This is a genomic window from Streptomyces sp. NPDC007983 (genome assembly GCF_042958345.1).
Classification (GTDB): domain Bacteria; phylum Actinomycetota; class Actinomycetes; order Streptomycetales; family Streptomycetaceae; genus Streptomyces.
On sequence record NZ_JBIBJI010000035.1, the window covers coordinates 38,435 to 55,118 of the forward strand.

General features: G+C 68.9%; 17 protein-coding genes and 1 pseudogene. 10 read left to right on the top strand and 8 right to left on the bottom strand.

Annotated features, from left to right (window positions below; all coding sequences use genetic code 11):
• Positions 1–111: 111 nt before the first annotated feature.
• Positions 112–681: a helix-turn-helix transcriptional regulator gene (locus tag ACFZCY_RS43445; RefSeq protein ID WP_391186998.1), complete on the bottom strand. Its 570-nt coding sequence runs from the start codon at positions 679–681 to the stop codon at positions 112–114.
• A 356-nt stretch (positions 682–1,037) separates the two neighbouring features.
• On the bottom strand, positions 1,038–1,211 hold the full coding sequence (locus ACFZCY_RS43450; RefSeq protein ID WP_391187000.1) for a hypothetical protein: 174 nt from the start codon (positions 1,209–1,211) through the stop codon (positions 1,038–1,040).
• Between the two features lie 87 nt (positions 1,212–1,298).
• Between ACFZCY_RS43450 and ACFZCY_RS43455 the strand changes: the two are divergent.
• The 5 genes and pseudogenes from ACFZCY_RS43455 to ACFZCY_RS43475 all read left to right on the top strand — a co-directional run bounded on the left by ACFZCY_RS43455 (position 1,299) and on the right by ACFZCY_RS43475 (position 3,842).
• Positions 1,299–2,077 (top strand): annotated as a pseudogene (locus tag ACFZCY_RS43455) (integrase core domain-containing protein).
• A 343-nt stretch (positions 2,078–2,420) separates the two neighbouring features.
• A complete protein-coding gene (locus ACFZCY_RS43460; RefSeq protein ID WP_391187002.1) occupies positions 2,421–2,603 on the top strand; it encodes a hypothetical protein in 183 nt (60 codons plus the stop codon).
• Positions 2,604–2,617: 14 nt separating this feature from the next.
• Positions 2,618–2,770, top strand: coding sequence for a hypothetical protein (locus ACFZCY_RS43465; protein WP_391187004.1), 153 nt, complete (start codon positions 2,618–2,620; stop codon positions 2,768–2,770).
• Positions 2,767–2,988, top strand: a complete 222-nt coding sequence (locus tag ACFZCY_RS43470) for a hypothetical protein (RefSeq protein WP_391187006.1) — start codon at positions 2,767–2,769, stop codon at positions 2,986–2,988. Before ACFZCY_RS43465 ends, ACFZCY_RS43470 begins: the two co-directional genes overlap by 4 nt.
• A 95-nt stretch (positions 2,989–3,083) precedes the next feature.
• Entirely contained in the window at positions 3,084–3,842 is a 759-nt protein-coding gene (locus tag ACFZCY_RS43475) for an FCD domain-containing protein (RefSeq protein ID WP_391187007.1), read from the top strand.
• Here the strand turns inward: ACFZCY_RS43475 and ACFZCY_RS43480 are convergent.
• From ACFZCY_RS43480 to ACFZCY_RS43500, 5 genes are read right to left on the bottom strand one after another with little or no spacing between them, the layout of a single operon-like run.
• Positions 3,825–4,697: an SMP-30/gluconolactonase/LRE family protein gene (locus ACFZCY_RS43480; protein ID WP_391187009.1), complete on the bottom strand. Its 873-nt coding sequence runs from the start codon at positions 4,695–4,697 to the stop codon at positions 3,825–3,827. The two genes, ACFZCY_RS43475 and ACFZCY_RS43480, sit on opposite strands and share 18 nt — an antisense overlap.
• Positions 4,697–5,347 (bottom strand): bifunctional 4-hydroxy-2-oxoglutarate aldolase/2-dehydro-3-deoxy-phosphogluconate aldolase, encoded by a 651-nt coding sequence (locus ACFZCY_RS43485; protein ID WP_391187011.1) that lies wholly within the window; start codon positions 5,345–5,347, stop codon positions 4,697–4,699. The genes ACFZCY_RS43480 and ACFZCY_RS43485 overlap by 1 nt, the downstream gene beginning before the upstream one ends.
• Complete coding sequence (locus ACFZCY_RS43490; RefSeq protein ID WP_391187013.1) at positions 5,344–6,168, bottom strand: SDR family oxidoreductase; 825 nt, start codon at positions 6,166–6,168, stop codon at positions 5,344–5,346. The genes ACFZCY_RS43485 and ACFZCY_RS43490 overlap by 4 nt, the downstream gene beginning before the upstream one ends.
• Positions 6,169–6,188: 20 nt before the next feature.
• Positions 6,189–7,955, bottom strand: a complete 1,767-nt coding sequence (locus ACFZCY_RS43495; RefSeq protein ID WP_391187015.1) for a dihydroxy-acid dehydratase — start codon at positions 7,953–7,955, stop codon at positions 6,189–6,191.
• The gene (locus ACFZCY_RS43500; RefSeq protein WP_391187017.1) at positions 7,952–10,288 is read right to left on the bottom strand and encodes a TIM-barrel domain-containing protein; all 2,337 of its coding nucleotides are present in this window, start codon (positions 10,286–10,288) and stop codon (positions 7,952–7,954) included. The genes ACFZCY_RS43495 and ACFZCY_RS43500 overlap by 4 nt, the downstream gene beginning before the upstream one ends.
• Positions 10,289–10,393: 105 nt before the next feature.
• On the opposite strand from ACFZCY_RS43500, the gene ACFZCY_RS43505 reads away from it, so the two are divergent.
• From ACFZCY_RS43505 to ACFZCY_RS43520, 4 genes are all read left to right on the top strand, one after another.
• A complete protein-coding gene (locus ACFZCY_RS43505) occupies positions 10,394–11,884 on the top strand; it encodes an MFS transporter (RefSeq protein WP_391187019.1) in 1,491 nt (496 codons plus the stop codon).
• 59 nt (positions 11,885–11,943) lie between these two features.
• On the top strand, positions 11,944–13,383 hold the full coding sequence (locus ACFZCY_RS43510; RefSeq protein ID WP_391187021.1) for an aldehyde dehydrogenase family protein: 1,440 nt from the start codon (positions 11,944–11,946) through the stop codon (positions 13,381–13,383).
• Entirely contained in the window at positions 13,380–14,108 is a 729-nt protein-coding gene (locus ACFZCY_RS43515; RefSeq protein WP_391187023.1) for a TSUP family transporter, read from the top strand. Before ACFZCY_RS43510 ends, ACFZCY_RS43515 begins: the two co-directional genes overlap by 4 nt.
• A 214-nt stretch (positions 14,109–14,322) precedes the next feature.
• Complete coding sequence (locus ACFZCY_RS43520) at positions 14,323–14,997, top strand: hypothetical protein (protein ID WP_391187025.1); 675 nt, start codon at positions 14,323–14,325, stop codon at positions 14,995–14,997.
• Between the two features lie 150 nt (positions 14,998–15,147).
• Here ACFZCY_RS43520 and ACFZCY_RS43525 read toward each other — a convergent pair whose 3' ends face one another.
• Positions 15,148–16,215: an integrase core domain-containing protein gene (locus tag ACFZCY_RS43525; RefSeq protein ID WP_391187027.1), complete on the bottom strand. Its 1,068-nt coding sequence runs from the start codon at positions 16,213–16,215 to the stop codon at positions 15,148–15,150.
• 251 nt (positions 16,216–16,466) lie between these two features.
• Between ACFZCY_RS43525 and ACFZCY_RS43530 the strand changes: the two genes are divergently transcribed.
• Positions 16,467–16,684 (top strand): NAD(P)-binding domain-containing protein (locus ACFZCY_RS43530; RefSeq protein ID WP_391187029.1); only part of this gene is annotated, 218 nt, incomplete at its 3' end.

The window sequence follows — 16,684 nt, forward strand, 5'->3', positions numbered from 1 at the left end:
CGTCCGCCCCGCGGCGGGTGCGCGGGACCGACACCACTGCCACGGCGTACGTCCCGCCCCGCGAGGACGGACACGCGCCCAGCACACCCGAACGGGTCCGCCCGGAGCGACTCAGGGCAGGGTGCGGCCTGCTTCCAGACGGCTCAGCGTCAGTTGGAGCCACGCGATGTACGAGGACGTGGTGGCGAAGCCGAGTTCGCGGACCATGGTGTGAAGGCCCAGCGCCCAGTCCAGGTCCAGCTCAGGCATCTCCGGCGCGTACTGGTCGGCGCGGGGCTGCTCCGGCGTTGCGGCGTCGTGCTTGAGGCGGTATTCGAGTTCGGTGCGGACCACCGAGATCGCGATCTCACGGTCGAGTTGTCCCCCGAAAACGAAGCGCAGCCTGAAATCGGGGTCCATCGGACGCGAGGACGGCTCGTAGGGCGACCGGGCCCATTCCAGCAGGGCCTCACGCCCCGACTCGGTCAGCCGGTACACCTTGGCGTCCGGAGCTCTCTCACGCGGGTCGACGTCGAAGGCCACCCAGCCACGCTCCACCAGCTTCACGAGCCGACGGTAGATCTGCGGCAACTTGACCCCATAGCCGATGTACCGGCCCGGCCCCTCCATCCACTTGCGCAGGTCGTATCCGGACAGGCGGCGAAGCGTGAGCATTCCGAGAATGACGTAGTCGAGCAGCACTGCACCGCCTATATTCCTCTGTACATAGACCAGTGAGCTTTGCACGCAAGCACGAGGGTGTCAAGGTCTGGCCGATGAGGCCGGCGGGCCCCGTGTACAGAGGCGCCAGACACTGAATCTCAGATCAGCACCGCTCGACGTTGAAGCCGCTGTCATGTAAGGCAGCAGTCCACCGGTCCCGATCAAACCACGTGACGTGGATCAGGGGACGCCCTGCACGTCACCCAAGTGGATTCACCGTCTGCGTCGGTGGCGGGCTCTCCACGCGAAGGCCAGGCCGTCCAGCAGGATGTCCTCCAATTTCCCGCCCCACACCCCTTGCAGCAGGAGCGGGGTGCTCTCCAGCCGTTCGCAGATCACCAGGCTTTCGGGCTGGCCGACCAGCGCGTACCGGCCGTGTTCGGCGGGGCCGCTCCCTGGCCCGTATGCGCGCAGATCTTCTTCAGGCGCTCGTGATGCCGGTCGGCGAACGCCTCCAGGCGCTGCGCGTAGTCGGCCCGTTCCCCGTCGCGTACGGAGCTGAGGGCCACGGCCAGGAGCTTGTGCCGTTCGGAGACTCATCGTTACTGGTCGGGGGTTGCCAGGCGACTCGCAAGCTGCTCGCGGCACCAGCGGTGCTGCTGCGCCGGGACACGGCCAATGACGCGGACCTGCTGGTGCTGCGGCAAGAGAACGTGGTGCTGCGAAGGCAGCTCACGAGGCCGGTGCGCTACGAGCATGCGGATCGGCTGTGGTTCGCAGCGCCGTCCTCGCTGGTCCCCCGGCGCGGGTGGGCGCAGGTGTTCCCGGTGACGCCCGCGACGCTGCTGGCGTGGCACCGCAGGCTGATCGTCTGAAAGTGGGACTACAGCAAGCGGCGGCACAGGCCCGGGAGGCCTTCGACGGCGGGTGCGGTGAAGGCTCTGGTGCCCGCGAGCACGGTACACGTCGGCTGCACATCGCGGGAGTGACCGCCCATCCCACCGGGCCCTGGACGGTGCAGCAGGCGAGAAACCTCACCGTCGAGTTGGGTGTTCGGGTGGAATCGCTGCGCTTCCTGCTTCGCAACCGGGACGCGAAGTACACCGAGTCCTTCGACGCGGTCTTCAAAGCCGACGACATCCAGGTCATGAGGACCGCGCCGCGGGCCCCACGGATGAACGCGCACTGCGAACGTGTCATCGGCACCCTGCGCCGCGAGGCCCTCGGCCACCTCTTGATCTGGAACGAAGCTCACGCTCGGCTCCTCGATACCTACGCCCAGCATGACAACGGTCATCGCCCCCATCAGGCTTGCGGGCAGCTCCCACCCCTCGCCCAGGAGCACCCGACGCCCATAGTCGGCCCGTCCGCTCACCGGGCTCTGCGCACCCGAATACTCGGCGGCGTGCTCAACGAGTACAGATACGCCACCTGACCAGGAACGACGAGTTCCCGAACGGCACGTGCGATCCCCATGCTGCACGAGCGGGTCGTCCATGGGGACGCGGCCGACGTCGTGGGCTCCGCCAAGGACCCGCGCGAGCGTGCGCTGGTCACCGTCGATACGTACGTCAATCATGTCCCTCCGAGGGGCGGCCCCAACACGGTTCGTCGTGGGGAAGCTGGAGCACCTTCGACCGGGCACCGCCCGTGGGTGATGCGGCCACATCCCGACGACGCCTCCTCAGCACGGTGGTACTGGGCAAGGGCCCCAGCCCGGAAGGTACGGCCTGCGTTTGCGCGAGGGACACTCATCAGGCTCAGCACGCACCGAGCCCATGCTGGCGGCCCTGGAGCACGTGTCGCACGGTACGGGCGCCGACAGCGTCGAGCACCGGGGCCACCGTCTCCCGTCCGCCCACCGCCCCCGCGGCGTACCCGTGATGCGCCTTGCTGGGCGCGGGCGGCTGTCGGAGCTGATCGGCGAGACCGTACGCATCGACGGGGCGGACGGTCGCTGATCACGGCGATGTGCATGGGGGCGGACAGCATCGAAAAGGCCGACTGGCTGCGGCACACGGCCCCGCAACTGCATGCCGTGCACCGCAGGTTCGGGGCGCGTACCCAGTTGCTGCCCGAGGCCGGGCAGGTCGCCTCCATCGATGCCGACTCCACCCACAGGCGGTGATAGGCCCCGCCAAGCAGGGCACCCAGGTCGACCGGTTCAAGGGCACCCGCACCCTGTACCTGCTGCTGGCCAAGATCTGCACCCCGACCGCCCGGCCGGTGATCGCCGCCGTCAGATTACGACAGGGCAAGGCGGCCGACTCCCGCGGGGCCGAACGGTTCGCGCCCGAGACCCTGGCCGGCCGCCGAAGCCGAAGCCGAAGAACACCGTGCTGGTGATCGTCGGTGTGGTCTCGGCAGCGGTGTTCCGGTCACGCCCGCAGAGGACCAGTGGTAAAGTGGTCAAACCATAAGTGATTGATCGAGGAGCTGACATGAGTGTCACGGACGACCCCTGGGTGCCACTGCGGCAGGGGTCGATCGCAGACCTGATTGCCGAACGGATTCTGGCGGCGATCAAGTCCGAGAAGCTCCGGCCCGGAGATCGACTGCCTCCCGAGCGTGAGCTGGCAGCGCGACTTGGGACGAGTCGTCCCTCCTTGCGTGAGGCACTGCGGTCGTTGCGGGCGAGCGGGCATGTCGACATCCGGCACGGCAGTGGTGTGTACGTCACGGTTCCGCCTGAGCACCACGCCCTGCGGGATGCGATCGCATCAGAGGAACTCACTCTCATCGAGCTGTTCGACATGCGCGAGCTGCTTGAGGTCCCGGCCACCGGCTGGGCGGCACGCAACCAAGATCGCGAGCGGGTGGCCAAGGTCACGGAGGCGTTCCACGCTCTCGATCGCTGCTCGCGGGCCGCGGAGGTGGACTGGGAGGAGCTGCGCCAGCTGGACTCGGCCTTTCACCTGCGCATCACCGAGGCGGCCGGGAACCGCTTTCTGACCCAGACCGCGAGTCTGCTGCAGGATCTTCTGGCCCGCGGCATGCAGACGACCCTCCGGCTGCCGGGGCGGCTGGAACGCTCGCGCCGGGACCACGAGCGTATCCACGACGCGATACTCGCCGCGGACCCCGTCGCGGCCCGGAAAGCGGCGAAGGCGCACATCCGAGGCGCGCGGCGGGCCGCTCTCCGGCACCTCCACGACGGACAGGCCTCGGAGGGCCCCGACTCGTCAGGGGATGACCGCTAGCGACGTGGGCAGACCACTGGTCCCCGGGTCCAACCGCAGCAACCGTCCGGCCAGGGGCTGGTCTCGTCGTTCTTCCACCGACAGCGGGTCAACGGCACTCGTGATGAACAGCTCGGCCAGCCCCTGCGCGCCGAAGGCCACACTCGTCGGGTGCGAGACCGGAAGCGGTACGACACGGTCCAGCCGCCCATTCGGCGTGAAACGACGCAACTCACCGCCCCCGATCATTGCCACCCACACGCATCCCTCGGCATCGACGGTCAGCCCGTCCGGCCTGCCGGGCAAGCCGGACACGTCAGCCAGGGTTCGTCGGTTGTGCGGGACGCCGTCGTCGAGGTCGTAGTCGAAGCGGTCGATGCGAAGCCTCGGGGTGTCCACGTAGTACAGAGCCCGGCCGTCCGGGCTCCAGCCCAGTCCGTTGGACACCGTCACCCCGGTCACCACGGGCCGCAGCACGCCGTCGCCGTCGAGGCGGTACAGCGCCGCGGTACCCGGCGTCTTGTCGGCGTGCAGGGTGCCGATCAGCAGTCGCCCCCGCGGGTCGGCCATCCCGTCGTTGAATCGCATCCGCGGCCGCGACGGCACGCCGGCGACCTCCCGGACGACTGCTGCGCCGGAGACCTCGACCAGTGTGCTGTCCCGGGCGACGAGCATCGTCCCGGTCGGTGTCGGGAACACCGCGGCGACCTCCCCACCCAACTCGATCCGGCGGGTGGAGGTGTCCGCGGGTGTCGTGCGCAGGACGGCGCCGCCGGTGATGTCCACCCAGAGCACCGCGTTTGCGGTCGGATCCCACACCGGGCCTTCGCCGAAGCGCGCGCATGTGTCTCCGACGGGTTCGATGGCGGGGCTCATCAGGAGGCCCCTACGGCGCGAAGAAACTCCCCGGTCCGGTCGCGCAGCTCGCCCGGGTCGTGGCTTCCGTCGACGGCGGCGCCGAGCAGGTGTGACCCGACGGCGATGCATGCCGCTCCTGTCGCGACCACTTCGGCGGCCAGCGCGGGCGTCACCCCACCGCTCGCCATCACTGTGAGGTCCGGCATCGGTCCGCGCAGCTGGTGGATGTAGTCGGCGCCGACCGCGTTGATGGGAAAGACCTTCACGACGTCCGCGCCCGCGCTCCGGGCCGCCATGATTTCGGTGGGAGTGAGTGCCCCGGGGACGGAAAGCAGGCCCTCAGCCCGCGTGCGGGCGACGACCTGCGGATCGAAGTGCGGCGACACGATGAAACCCGCCCCGGCTGCCGCCGCGGCGGCGGCCTCGTCCGCTGTGGTGACCGTGCCGGCGCCCACGACGGCATCATCGCTGAGCTCGCGGGAGAGCCGCTCGATGGCTTCCATCGGCCGGTCCCCGGTCATGGTGACTTCGAACGAGCGCACGCCGGCCGTGTACAAGGCGGCGCTGAGCCGGCACGCCTGAACCGGGCCGAGCCCACGGTAGACAACGGTCAGGGGTGGAAGAGTCTCGGGCACATCGGCGACGGCCGAGTTCTGGTTCTCGCTCACAGGAGGCTCCCGGTGGTCACGTCGCGATCGCCGAGGGGGTCGTGGCGCCGGCTCAGCCGACGGCCGCCCTCGACGGGAATGACGGTGCCGGTGATGAACGACGCCGCGTCCGATGCCAGGAAGGCGACAGCTTCCGCTACCTCGGCCGGCGTCCCGGGCCGTCCGAGGAGCGTCGGCGGCGCACCGTCCTCACCCCATGTGCATCCGTCCAGGGTGTCCAGGGTGGAATGTGTGTTGACGACTCCCGGCGCGACCGCGTTGACCCGCACCCCCCATGGAGCGAGTTCCACGGCGAGGGCACGTGTGGCCGCCCGTACAGCGCCCTTGCTGGCGACATACGGGCCGTAACCCGGCACCGGCAAGTGCTCCTGCAGACTGCAGAAGTTCACGATCGCGCCACTGGTCCGGTTCGCGGTGTGCAGGCCGCGGGCCATCGCCGCGCTGAGGACTCCGGCGGCTACGACGTTGACCTGCATCACCCGCGCCCAGTCGGCCACCGAGGCGTTGAGGAAGCCGCCCCTCGGCGGGTAGGCGGCAGCACAGTTGACCAGTACGTCGGTCCCCGGCGCGGCGCCCGCACGAGCGGCGAGCGCCCCGAGCTGGGCCTCGTCCGCGAGATCGACGACCATCCCATCGAGCCGCGCCGCGACGGTCTCCTCGCAGCCCTCGCCGAGCCGCTCGACGGCGTCGTCACGGTCGACCCCGAACACGGTCGCGCCGCGGCGGGCCAGATCCTGTGCCACCACTCGGCCGATACCGGCGGCGGCGCCGGTCACCAGCGCCCGTCGCCCGATGAACTCTTCCAAAATGTCCTCCGTCATGAGGTCCGGTTCCGATGTCGTCACAGGTGCCGCCGGGGGATCGCATGGCCCCGCCTGCCGCGCAGAAAGTCGAAGTCCGCACCGGTGTCGGCCTGTCCGACGTGTCGGCGGTAGAGCCATGTCCAGCCAGCGCCCGCCGCGTCCTCGTTCCGGTGCAGCTCGCCGGACGGCGAGGTCTGCTCTGTGGCGCGCCTGTGCAGTTCTTCCTCGTCGACGAGCATGTCGAGTTTTCGGCGCGGCACGTCGAGGTGCACGCGGTCGCCGGTTCGCAGGAGGGCCAAGGGGCCGCCTGCGGCGGACTCGGGCGCCACGTGCAGCACGATGGTTCCGTAGGACGTGCCGCTCATCCGGCCGTCGGTGATCCGGACCATGTCCCGAACCCCGATATCGAGCAGCTTCTTGGGGATCGGCAGGTTGCCGATCTCCGGCATGCCCGGGTATCCGCGCGGTCCGGCGCCGCGCACGACGAGGATGGTGCCGGCGTCGACGTGCAGGTCAGGGTCGTCGCAGCAAGCGTAGTACTCCTCGACGGTGTCGAACACGAGCGCGGTCCCGGTGTGGTCGAGCAGGTCGGGCGAGGCTGCTGACAGCTTGATCACCGCGCCGTCGGGGGCGAGGTTGCCGCGCAGCACGGCTGTGGCGTGCCCCGGTGGCTGAACCGGGTCCGCACAGTCGGCGATCACATCGCGGTTCCAGTTCTGTGCGTCCTTGCAGTTCTCCGCCAGGGTGCGACCTGTGATGGTGGGGACCTCGCCATGCAGCCGGTCGCCCAGTTCCGCGACCACGGCCGGTACTCCCCCGGCGTAGCAGAACTCCTCCATCAGGAACGTGCCCGAGGGCAGCAGGTTGACCAGCAGCGGGATGTTCCGCGCTTGCCTGTCGAACTCCTCGAGCGGGAAGTCGACCTCCGCCCGACCGGCAAGAGCGCTCAGATGCACCACGGCGTTGGTCGACCCGCCGATCGCGGCGTTCAGCCGAGCCGCGTTCTCGAAGGACCGGCGATCGAGAACCGCCGAGGGCCGCAGCTCCTCCTCCACCATGGACACGATCCGGTTTCCGGACCGCTCGGCGAGGGCATACCGGTCGGCGTCGACCGCCGGTACGGCGGCACTGCCGGGCAGCGACAGCCCCATCACCTCCACCAGGCAGGCCATGGTCGAGGCCGTCCCCATCGTCGTGCAGTGCCCGCTGCTGCGGGAGAGGCAGGCTTCGGCACGGCTGAACTCCTCCTTGCTCATCCGGCCCGCCCGCACTTCCTCGCTGAAGCGCCAGACGTGTGTGCCCGATCCCGCGTCGCAGCCACGGAACTTGCCGTTGAGCATCGGGCCGCCGGTCAGCATGATCGTCGGGAGGTCGACGCTGAGGGCGCCCATCAGCTGGGCCGGGACGGTCTTGTCGCACCCGGCCAGCAGGACAACACCGTCGAGCGGGTGGGCGCGGAGGCTCTCCTCGACGTCCATGGCCATCAGGTTGCGGTAGAGCATCGCGGAGGGGCGCATCAGCGTCTCGCCGAGCGAGATCGTGGGGAACTCCAGCGGGAACCCGCCGGCGAGCAGCACCCCCCGCTTGACGGCCTCTGCCAGATCGCGAAGGTGACCGTTGCACGGGGTGAGCTCGGACCAGCTGTTGCAGATGCCGATCACCGGGCGCCCGTCGAACATGGCCGGCGACCGGCCGGAGTTGAAGAGCTTGGACCGATGAACGAAGCCCATCTTGCCCTCGGCGCCGAACCAGGACGCGCTGCGCCGTGCGGGCAGTGCCTCGCCGCTGGCGTTCTGAGATGTCATCGCCTGTCCTCCTTACGGGGGGCGTGCCGGACGAGGCCGATCTTCGCGGCGGGGTTGTCGGTGCTGGCCTCGTCGCCGTCCACGGTCACCGAGAAGGGATGCGACCGAAAGTCGAGGAGTGTCGCCGAGTGCGGGGTATCGCCGTAGGCGTGCAGCATCCACGGGCTGTCGAGGAGCTCGTCGGTGTGGCGCAGGTGCTCGCTCAGCTCCAACCGTGGCAGCAACGCGCCGTCGCGGACGAGTACCGGGATGCGATCGAGCGGAACGGTCTCCTCCTGCATCCCTGGTCCTTGGTACCGGGCGTTGCTGAGCAGGTCGGTCCAGCCGCCCTCGGGCACGTAGAACCGACGCCGCACCGGCTCGCCGGTGTCGTTGAAAACCGGCATGACGAGCAGGTCGGACCCGAGCAGAAAGGCGTCGTCACGAGCGGCGGCGAGCTCGTCGTCCGGGAATTCCATGGCGAGCGGACGCATCATCGGCCACCCCTGGCGGGCCGAGGCGTGTGCGGTCTGCCACAGGTAGGGCAGAAGCGAGTAGCGCAGCCGGATCCAGTCCCGGGCGATCTCGAGGGTGCGTTCGCCGAACGCCCACGGCTCGCGCGGGCGCAGCCCGTGCGCCCGCATCAGCGGGGACAGCGCGCCGAACTGGGTCCAGCGCACGTACAGCTCCGGCGTCAATTCGGGGCCGAAGAAGCCACCGATGTCGTGGCCCCACAGCCCCGGCATGCTCATCGCGTGGGACAGGCCGCCGCGCAAGGTCGCGCGCATCCCGGACACTGTGGACTCGGCGTCGCCGCCCCATTGGGCGGGATAGCGGTGGGATCCCGCCCAGCCGGAGCGGCCCCACACCAGCGGCGCCCGGCCGGTGTGCTCGGCGACGGCGTCGCTCACGGTGCCGTTGTAGCGCAGTGGGTACAGGTTGTGAGCGTGCTCGGGCGGGGTGCCGTCGGTGAGCCGCGCGTCGTCCGGCATGCCCTCCCCGAAGTCGGTCTTGAATACCGCGACCCCGTCGTCGAGGAAGGGGCCGTGCATGTCCTGCCACCACTGCCGGGCCTCGGGTGAGGTGAAGTCCACCAGTGCCCGCGGGCGCCCGTCGGGGACCGGTGTGCCGGTGAGCGTGGCGATGTCGCCCGCAGCGTTGGTGACGAGGTACCCGCGCTCGGCCGCCTCGGCGTAGCGGGGCGAGGCCGGGTCGAGATAGGGCAGTTCCCACACCGACAGCCGGATGCCCAGCCGTTCCAGTGCGGCGACGAACTCCTTGCGATCGCCGAAGCGGTCGGTGTTCCAGATGAAGTCGCAGTTGAGCCGGTCCACGATGAGCCAGTCGGGGTCCAGGTGAAGGACGTCGCAGGGCACGTCGTGCCGGCGCAGGGTGCGGCCGACCTCCTCCATCTCGGCCGCGGAGTGGTAACGGCAGCGCCCGAGCCAGTACCCGAAGGCCCACACCGGCGGGATGGGACCGCGTCCGGTCAGCAGGGTGTAGGTGCTGAGCGCCGTCTTGGGCTCGGGGCCGGCGACGAGGTAGAGGTCGAGCTCGCCGCACTCCGCCTCGATGCCGAGCACGCCGTTGCGGGAGTGCCCCACATCGGCGGTCACCGTGGCACCGGTGTTGACCAGGGCGAGGTATCCGGCCGTGGAGTACCAGACCGGTGCGGGTTTGTAGGCCAGGCCGGTTCCCGTGCCGAGGGCGTCCTCCACGCGCAGGCGCAGCCGCTGCCCGTTCTTCACCAGTCGGCCGAATTGTTCGCCGAATCCGAGGATGTCCTCGTCGGGTCCGAGTTCCAGGTTGAGCGCGGCCGTCTCCCCCACGGTGACGGCCGGGGCGATGGGCAGCCCGGCCACTTGGCGTAGTCGGCCCGCTGTGGTCAGCAAGGTGGCGTCGGTTGCCGTGTCCTCGACCGTCAAGGAGAACGGGCGCCTGCCCAGCGTGACGCGCAGCCGGCCGCCGGTTGCGACGATCTGGTGTTCGTTCTGCTCCACGGTCGTGCTGACCTCGGCGTAGCGCGGCGTGACCAGGATGCCGTGTTCGGTCCCCTCGGGGGCGGATCGCCGGGCGTTCGCCGGTGTGATCGACACGCGGACCGCCTCCGGTCCGGCCCATCGCACCTCGACCGTGACATCGGCCGTCCGCAGCGGAGGCATCGGGAGATCGGGGAGGTTCGGCATGGTCGTCTCGATGCCCTGCTCCTGCAGCGACTCACCGGTGAGGTAGCCGAACCCGGTGTCGCCGAGGCGGCACAGCACCGCCCGCACCCGCGCGGTCAGACCGCCGCCGTCGGACTCGCGGTGTGCCGCCACCTCCTCGATCTCACGGAGCATGTACTGCTCTGTCAACGCTGACACCTCTTCCTCTCGCACGACCCGAACCCTTGACGGGCTCTCCGGCGTCACCTTAACTTCCGGCAAGAGGTCTTACCAATAGTGGGAAGGAAGAAAGTCATGACAGGCAGCGCCGCCGTCGTGCTACGGAAGCCGGACGATGTGCTCCACCTGATCGACTCCGGGCAGATCCGGCCACGGCATCCCGCCCTGGTCAAGATCGTCGCTCTCGGCAGCATCTTCGTCGACGGGTGGGACCTGAGCAGCTTCGGTCTCGGGACCGTGCAGATCACCTCGGAGTTTCAGCTCACGAACTCCGGGGTGCACCTTCACTCACTGCCCTTCATCGCCACCGCCATCCTGTTCGGCGCCATGGTCGGTGGCCTGCTCGGCGGCTATCTCACCGACCGGATCGGCCGCACGAAGATGCTGCTGATCACGTTGTTCCTGCTGGTCGGCGCCACGGTCCTCTGCGCGACGGCGCCGAACCCGGAGCTGTTTTTCCTGTGGCGGTTCCTGATGGGCGTCGGGGTCGGTCTCGACGTCCCGGTAGCGCTCGCCTTTGTCGCCGAGTACAGCGCCATCTCCAACAAGGGCCGCAACGTCACGATGGCCCAGGTGATGTCCACCGGCGCGGCGGCGGTGGCCTTTTTCGCGATCATCCCATTCCACTTCATGGGCATCGGTGACCACCTGTGGCGGTGGGCCATCGGCCTCGGCGCCATCCCCGCGCTGATCGTGCTGATCCTGCGGTTCATCTACAGCGGTGAAAGTCCGATGTGGGCGGCGAAGTACGAAGGACTCGACTCGGCCGCCGCCATCCTCCGGAAAAACTACGGCCTCAATGTCACCGTCAAGGCGGTCGGCGGCCCTGGACGACCGGCTCAGCGGCCATCGCGCGCGGGAAGCCTGCTCGCCCTGTTCCGGGCGCCATACACGGCACGCACCCTGTTGGTCAGCATTCTCGTCGTCTGCCAGGCCACTCAGTACTACGCGATCTCGCTGTACACCCCAAAGATTCTCAACGAACTGTTCCCGGACAACATCGTGCTGGTACTGGTGGTGTCCGGGGTGGTCAATCTGGTGGGCGCCATCGGTGCGCTCGGCTGTGTCGCCGCCACCCAACGCCTCGGCCTGCGCCGCCTGGGCCTCATCGGCTTCTCTACCACCGCAGCCTGTCTGATGATCATCAGCGGCGCGTTCACTCTCCTCGCCGCGCCCGCTGCTGCGATCCTCATCGCGGCCTTCGCTGCGGCGCACAACTTCGGCGCAGGCTATGTCGGGACCGCGATGGGGACACTGTCCTACCCGACCGCCATCCGGGGCATCGGTGGCGGCTACACCCAGGCAATCACCCGGGTCGGCGGCATCATCGGCGCCTTCGCGTTCCCCGTGCTCCTTGCCGCACAAGGCATGCGGTTCACGATCGGGGCCATCGTGCTCGCGCCACTGGTGGCGATCATGGCCCTGTTCGCCATCCGCTGGGACCCGGTCGGCAAGGATGTCGAGGAGCATGCCGAAGCGGCCCCAGCGACCGACGGCTACACCGCACCCTCCCACCGCCCGGCGGACGGAGAACGCGTGCCCGAGTCCTCACCGGACGCGGTGTGAACCGTTACCCACCCCGCTGGACGACAGACAGTTTCTACCCGACACCAGGAGACAACACCATGCCGACACAGCCCACCGTCCTGATCAACGGCCGATGGGAATCCCGCGATCTCGAGCTCGACATCCACAACCCGGCCGACGGCAGCGTCGTCGGCCGCATCGACTGGACCAGCCCGCAGGGCGCCGCCGCCGATGCCGTTCGGGCGGCCGACGCGGCCGCGGCCGCCTTCCCCGGCTGGGCCACCACCGGTGTCCGGAGCCGAGCACATCTCCTCACCACAGCCGCCGATCTCATGGAGGAGCGCGCCGAGGCCATCGCGGTGCTCCTCGCCCAGGAGGCCGGCAAACGATTTCCAGAGGCTCGTGCGGAGATCGCGGCCTCAGTTGAGTACTTCCGGTGGTTCGCCGAACAGGCCCGGCGGCCTCAGGGACCGGTCCTGCAGGAGGAGGCCGCGATCCGGCGCCACCTCGTGCGGCGCAAGCCGGCCGGAGTCGTCGCGAGCCTCACACCGTGGAACTTCCCCTGCTCGATCCAGGCCCGCAAGCTCGCCCCGGCGCTCGCCGCGGGGTGCACGGTCGTCGCCCGCGTGTCGGAAAAGGCACCCCTCGCGGCCACCGAGATGATCCGCTGCCTGACGGACGCCGGACTTCCCGCCGGCGTCGTCAACCTGGTGCACGGTCCAGCGGCGGAAGCCACCGAGGCGCTGCTCGCCCACCCGGCGGTCCGGATCGTCTCCTTCACCGGCTCCACGCAGGTGGGGCGCACGGTCATGGGCCTGGCAGCGCGCCGGATCGTGCGGCCACTGCTGGAGCTCGGTGGCAACGCCCCCTACCTCGTCCTCGACGACGCCGATGTCGACGCCGCCGTCGACGGAGCGATGCTGGCCCGATTCCGCAACACAGGCCAGTCCTGCATCGCCGCGAACCGGCTCCTGGTCCATACGGCGGTCCATGACGAGTTCGTCGAGAAGCTCGCCGCGAAAATAGCGACCATGACCGTGGGCGACGGGCTCGCCGACCCGTGCCCCGACCTGGGGCCGGTCATCGACGACCACCGGGTCAAAGCCGTCCGCGACCTGATCGAGGACGCCGTAGCGGCCGGCGCGCAACTGCACGGCAACACCAAGTCTCTACCGGAGACTGGCAGCTACCTCGCACCCTGTGTGCTCACCGACGTGCCACCGAGCTGTGCTCTGGCTACCGAGGAGGTGTTCGGACCCGCCGCTGGCATCTTCCGGTTCGAGACGACCGACGAGGCGGTCGACCTCGCCAACGCGACCGAGATGGGGCTCGCGGGCTACGTCTGGTCCGGCGATCTCGGCCGGGCCTGGCGCACCGGCGAACGGCTGAGCGTCGGCATCCTGGGAGTCAACGAGGCGCTGCCCAGTGTCGCCTTCGCCCCCATGGGCGGGACGAAGCAATCCGGGCTCGGCCGGGAAGGCGCAGCCATTGGGCTCGAGGAATTCACGGACGTCCAGTACGCAGCGCTGAGCCTGTGAGCATCACGACATCGTTCCTGCTCGCCGTACCCGTACTGGTCGGCGCCCTCACCCAGAGGGCTACGGGTCTCGGATTCGGCCTGGTCGGCGGCCCGCTCCTGGTCGCCGCCGCAGGTCCGGTGGTCGGGGTGAGCATGGCCAACGCGCTATCGCTGCTGCTGTGCTCGGTCGTCCTGGCCCGGACATGGCGCGACACCGACTGGCGCGCTGTGTCAGCCCTCGCGCTACCGGCATTGGCGGTCATTCCCGTCGGTGCCTTCATCGTGCGGGTGGCGCCGACCGGGCCGCTGCTCATCCTGGTCGGATCGATGGCGATCGTCGCGGTCGGCCTGGTTGCCCTCATCGGCGAGCGCCGACTGCTGCGGGGCATCCCGGGCGCGCTCGTGGCCGGCGCCTTGTCGGGATTCATGAACGTCACCGCCGGGGTCGGCGGCCCGATGGTCTCGGCCTACGCGTTGTCCGAGCGGTGGAGCCGACGGGTGCTGATTCCCAGCGCCCAGGCCTACCTGCTCCTGGTCAACATCGTCTCGCTGGCCTCGAAAGGCATCCCACCCATCTCATGGCTCGGCTGGACATGCAGCCTCAGCGCACTCGTGGCAGGCGCAACCGCAGGCGAGTGGCTTGACAGCCGGATCCCCCCCGCAACCGGACGACGACTGATCATCATCGTGGCGCTCGTCGGCGGGACCGCCGCCGTGGTCCGCGGCGCACTGACGACCGCGTGACAGATATGCCCTGTAACAGCCGTTTGCAAGGTCAAAAGAGCGTACGTCCAACAGTCCGGACGTCATCGAAGCTCAGAAGGGATGTGAATGATGTCATCGGACAGCAAGCTCAGCTTGGCTCTGTCGGGGATCTCGGAGTTTCCCGGTGCGTCAGCGTGGTCAACGGGCATGCTCGGGGCTGTTCCGCAGGCCAATGCAGTTGTTGGGGTGTCCGTTGTCCCTCCGTTCCCGTTCGGGTGAGCAAGTCCCGTCTCTGACCGCGCAGATCGCGCGGGCGAGCAAGCGCACCGACTCCACCCACGTCCTGGCCGCGGTACGCGACCTGCCCGGCTCGCAGGCGGAGGCCCTGCGGCAGATCGTCGTGCAGAACTACTACCGCGACGCTACGGGCCGCCTGCGCTGGCGCACCACCGACGACGGCGGCCTGCCACCCTCCTCCTCGGCGATCGTCTCCCCCTACGACACCACAGCGCGCTACGTCCGCCATGGGCACATCATCTGCTGGAAGGGATTCGCCGCGCATATTACCGAGACGTGCGCCTCCGGCGGCGTCGACGTGATTACGGATGTTGCCACCACCTCGGCCGCCACCAACGACCCTCAAACCTTGCCCGGCATCCACACCCGCCTGGCGCGTCGCGGGCTGCGGCCCGCCGAGCACCCGGTCGACGGCGGCTACACCTCCCTGGTGCACCTGGAACGAGCCGAGCGCGAACACCAGGTGCCGCTGCCGGGCAACCACACCCGCCATCACCGCAGGAACGAAGGCTTCGACCGGGACGACTTCCACATCGACTTCGACCGCCGACAGGTCACCTGCCCCCGGGCCAGGTCAGCAAGGGCTGGCACGGCCCCTACCCGACTTCCCCCTCTACCACCGCCCCGCTGATCGTGGCACGGTTCACCAAGCCTCAGTGGCCTGCCGCCGACTGAGGAAAGGCCCATACCACGACCACCGACTGCCTTCCGGACCTTCCTGGACCAGCAAGGGATCCCCTGCGGGGTTCCACAACACGGCCACCTGTGATGACCTGCGTTTCTACGCCGCTCGCCCGTATTCGTTGATGAGGCCGCCGAGACGCTGTCGGCGCTTGATCCGCTCGTGAGAAGGATCGGCGACGGGGTGGTCGGGCCGTGGCGCGTGGAGTTGTTGTCCGCGGTGGGGTCGTCGTCCGTTGTAGTGCTGGATGTACTCGTTCAGCACGGTGCGTAGGTGGCGTCGGCCGAAGATGAGGATCCGGTCGGTGACCTCTGAACGGACGGTGCGTACGAATCTCTCCGCGTACGCATTCGCTTGGGGGCACCGCGGAGGGATCTTTACGACTTTGATGCCCTCGCTGGCGAGGACCATGTCGAACGACCTGCTGAACTGGCTGGCCCGGTCGCGTATGAGGAAGTCGAACTCGGATGCGCGGTGGCCAAGGTCCATCAGGAGACCGCGGGCCTGTTGCGTGGTCCAGGGGCCGTCCGGATGGCCGGTCACTCCGAGGACGTGCACGTACCGGGTGCCGACTTCCATCGCAAAGAGCACATACAGCCGCCGCAGGGTGACGGCGCAGTCCACGTGGAAGAAGTCGACGGCGAGTGTGGCCTGGGCCTGGGTGCGGAGGAAGTGCCGCCACGTTGTGTCGGACTGCCGTTCAGGTGCCGGGGGTATCTTCCGGCGTTTGAGGACTCTGCGGATGGTGGAGGCGCCCACGCGGTGGCCGAGCTTGAGCAGCTCGCCCTGGATGCGCTGGTATCCCCACGAGGTGTTCTCCCGGGCGAGTTGTTCGATGAGCCTGGCGATCGCCTGGTCGATCGGCGGGCGGCCGGTTCGGTTCGGGTACGTCCACTTCTTCGTCACCAGTCGGCGGTGCCACCGCATAATCGTGTCGGGTGTGACCAGACGGTGCCGTCGCAGTCGCCGCGGCAGCTGTCGGATCAGCGCGGCGAGGTACGCGCGGTCGGCCCAGGTAAAGCGCGGCTTGGGGTTCGTGCGGCGCAGCACCACTACCTCGTGCCGCAGAACGAGCAGCTCGATGTCCTTGGATGTGGAGGAACGGCAGAGGAGCACGCACCAGCCGAGCAGCCGGGTGAAGATCAAATAGAGCAGACGAAGCGGCACAATCCGAGTCCTTCCCAGCGAGTGCTACTCCACTCATTACCGCTGGTCATCGCGCCGGGCCGAGTTCTGGAACCCCGCACGCGAACACACACGACGAACACGAAGAACGGCGCTCACTTCGGCAAGGCCGCCATTACTCACCCGCACCACCGCGTCCGCGGTCGGCCGCAGTCCCGGTCGCGCCGCAGGTACCAAGCCCCGGAACCTCGGTCACCGAAACTGGGGTTCCGTTCCGGACAAGGAGTTTCACCATGAAGATCGGCATTCTCGGCACCGGGAACATCGGCAAGACGTTGACCAGGCGGTTGAGCGCGGCCGGGCACGAGGTGAAGGCGGCCAATTCGCGCGGCCCGGAGACGATCGAGGCGGACGTGCTGGCCTCGGGCGGACGCGCGGTGACCGCGGCGGAAGCCGTAGTGGACGTCGACGCCGTGATCCTCTCCATCCCCTTCGACCGCATTCCGCAGGT